General features: G+C 61.8%; 2 protein-coding genes and 1 pseudogene. 2 read left to right on the top strand and 1 reads right to left on the bottom strand.

The features are described 5' to 3' along the window. Positions 1–26 precede the first annotated feature (26 nt). Both V7D69_RS15635 and V7D69_RS15630 read left to right on the top strand, forming a co-directional pair. Positions 27–944: an NtaA/DmoA family FMN-dependent monooxygenase gene (locus V7D69_RS15635; RefSeq protein ID WP_333606284.1), complete on the top strand. Its 918-nt coding sequence runs from the start codon at positions 27–29 to the stop codon at positions 942–944. Beyond that, entirely contained in the window at positions 901–1,377 is a 477-nt protein-coding gene (locus tag V7D69_RS15630) for a hypothetical protein (protein ID WP_333606283.1), read from the top strand. The genes V7D69_RS15635 and V7D69_RS15630 overlap by 44 nt, the downstream gene beginning before the upstream one ends. 141 nt (positions 1,378–1,518) lie before the next feature. Here V7D69_RS15630 and V7D69_RS15625 read toward each other — a convergent pair. Beyond that, positions 1,519–3,094: pseudogene (locus V7D69_RS15625) on the bottom strand (amidohydrolase). Positions 3,095–3,125 lie beyond the last annotated feature (31 nt).

Here is a 3,125-nt window from a genome sequence, read left to right as displayed (position 1 = left end):
GATATGGCTGCATAGCCCAATGAAAACTGCCTCCTGAAAAGCCGGGGCGCTTCAGTTCGCACAGCGCAAGCTGGCGGTTGCCGGAAGTGGATGCCAATGCCTCGCGCAGCTTCGCGCCCTATGCGCGGGTTGCACGGAAGCTGGAGGAAGGGCTGTTCGATGCCCTCTTTCTCAATGATAGCGTGGCGGTCCCGGATCTCGACGCAGACTCCCTTACCCGGACCTCGCAGGGCATGCGTTGGGATCCGCTCATGCTGCTCCCGGCGCTCGCAGTCGCCACCAGCCGGATCGGTCTCATCGGCACGGCCAACACGACCTATAATGAGCCCTACACACTGGCCCGCCGTCTCGCCTCTCTCGATCATCTGAGCGATGGGCGAGCGGGCTGGAACCTTGTTACCTCGCTGGGCGGCGCGGCGAATTTCGGTCACGAGGATCATGTGCTGCACGCCAGGCGTTATGAACGGGCGCAGGAATTCTTCAATGTCATCACTGGCCTGTGGGACAGTTGGGAAGATGACGCCTTCGTGCAGGACAAGACCGTCGGCATCTGGTCCGATCCGGCAAAAATGCACCCGCTGAACCATAGAGGTCCGCATTTCGCCGTCCAGGGTCCGCTGAACGCGGCCCGCCCGGTGCAGGGTTATCCGGTGATCGCCCAGGCCGGCTCATCCCGTGACAGCCGCGAATTGGCGGCGCGTACAGCCCAGTTGGCCTTCACCGGCGCCCAGACGATCGATGAGGCGCTGGCCTTTAACGCCGACATCACCGCCCGCGTCGCAAGATATGGGCGCAAACGGGGCGATCTGCGCATCCTTCCCGGCGTGTCGGTCTATGTGGGCAAGGATGTGGATGAAGCCCGCGCGCTACGAGACACTTCAGGATCTTCTCGACCCTGTTGTGACGCTCAAGGGCATATCCCGCTTCGTCAACATAGGGGTTGATCTGTGGAAACTGCCGCTGGACGAACCTGTGATATTGCCCGCCGCTATTCCCATCACGAACACGCACAAGAGCCGCCAGCAACTGGTCGTCGATCTCATCCACCGGGAAAGGCCGACTGTTCGCCAATTGCTGCGCAAGATGGTTGCTGGCGGCCATCGAATCCTGTTCGGCAGCCCTCAAGACATCGCCGATGATTTCGAACATTGGTTCCGCAGTGGCGCAGCGGATGGTTTCAACATCATGTTTCCCGACCTGCATGGATCGGTCGACCGGTTCGTGGAACAGGTCGTACCCGAACTCCAGCGCCGCGGATTGTTCAGAACCGCCTATGAGGGATGCACGCTAAGGGAAAATTTGGGACTGGAACGACCAAATAACCACTTCGCTGGTGAATTTCATAGGCAGGATATAGGCAATCTGTCCGACAGTTGATCAAACCATGGCCATAAGCAGATTATAATCGTCGGCGACGCCGTTTGCCGCCCAGCATTGTCGTCGATTGACGGCATCCTGACCTTGAACCGCGCCTCCAGTGCTTGGACTGTTCCCTCTCATCCGTGGTCCACGGATGCTTTACCTTGGTCGCCGGGCGGCGCGGGACGACGCCTTGCCAGAGGGATAGTCTATGCCGAGCTGTCCCAGATATGTGCCGTATCGCGTCGGATCGTAATAGAATTTCTCCATTTCCGGCCGCATCAGGCGCATGGTCTGGGCATTGAGATGAATGGGCGGCACATCGCTTCCCGAAACGATCGGTTCATATTTCCGATCCTTCGTCTGCACATCCGTGAACCATGTTTTCGCTTCCCTAAGGAGCGAAGGATTCGTCACCAGGTCCAGGACCGTCAGGGCGACGGCCTTGGCGCCCGCCACGGCCCCCGTATGCGCGATCGGCGTCGCCATGGCGATGGCGGCCATGCTGTTATGCGGGATGAGGCCAGGAATATTGGACGGGTAACGCAGCGTGATCGTCGGCACGGTCCACATCACATCGCCGATATCGTCGGAACCGCCAATGGGGGCGCCCCTGTTCGCGGGCGTCGACAGTTCGCCGACTCGATCGGCCAAGGGAAGCGGTTCCCGGCCGCTGCCCTGCTGGACCGCCAGAGCAAAGGCGCGGTCGTCCGCATCCCACTTCGGCATCCCGACCGCCTGGATATTGGCATAGGCCGCCTCCGCCAGCGGCTTGTTGCCGTAATTGGGGGCCGCATATCCCAGCAGGCGATGCTCGACGGTCGTGCCGGTCGCCAACGCCGCCGCCTGCGCGACGGTATTGCCGGTCTCGTACAACTGGCGAACGGTGTCGAAGCCGTTCTCCCGGAAATAATACCAGACCGTCGCCTTTTCCGGCACGATATTGGGCTGGTCGCCGCCATCGGTGATGACGGAATGGGAACGCTGCGTCAGCGGAAGGTGCTCGCGCCGGAAATTCCACGCGACATCCATGAGTTCCACAGCGTCGAGAGCGCTCAATCCCTGCCATGGCGCCATGGCCGCATGGGCGGACTTGCCGTGGAAGGTGTATTCGGCGGGAGACCATCGCGGTCAGGCCCATATCGCCCCAGGCCGTGGAGAAATCGCCGCTGACATGGGTGAATATGCAGGCATCCACCCCCTTGAACACACCGGCCCGGACCAGAAACGCCTTGCCCGCCAGCAATTCTTCCGCAACGCCCGGCCAAACCACCAATCGCCCGGCGATGCCATTTTTTTCCATGACTTGCTTGGCGGCGATGGCCGCCGCGATCACGACGGGCAGGCCGCTATTATGCCCCTCCCCATGCCCCGGCGCGCCCTCCACCATCGGCTTCTTCCCGGCGATGCCCGGATATTGCGAGAGACCGAGCAGCGCGTCGATGTCGCTGCCGAGCGCGATCGTCGGCCCCTTCGTTCCCCATGTCGCCGTAAAGGCGGTCGGAATCCCGGCGACGCCACGCGTGACCGTAAAGCCGTTCTTCTCAAGAATATCGGCGAGATAGGCGGAAGACCGGACCTCCTGAAAACCCGGCTCCGCGAAGCTGAACAGCTGGTCGACCATGACCTGGATCTGCTTGGCCTCGGCATCCACATGGGCGATGGCCTGCGCTTTCAGCTTCGGCAGGTCCGCCCTTGCCTCGACGGCTGGCGCGACCGCCCGGTCACTCGCCAGAGCAGGCGCGACGGCGACATTGCAGGCTAGA

This window comes from Novosphingobium sp. (assembly GCF_036733805.1).
Classification (GTDB): Bacteria; Pseudomonadota; Alphaproteobacteria; order Sphingomonadales; family Sphingomonadaceae; genus Novosphingobium.
The sequence above is the reverse complement of the archived record's forward strand: the minus strand, read 5'-3'. Positions and strand labels throughout refer to the sequence as shown.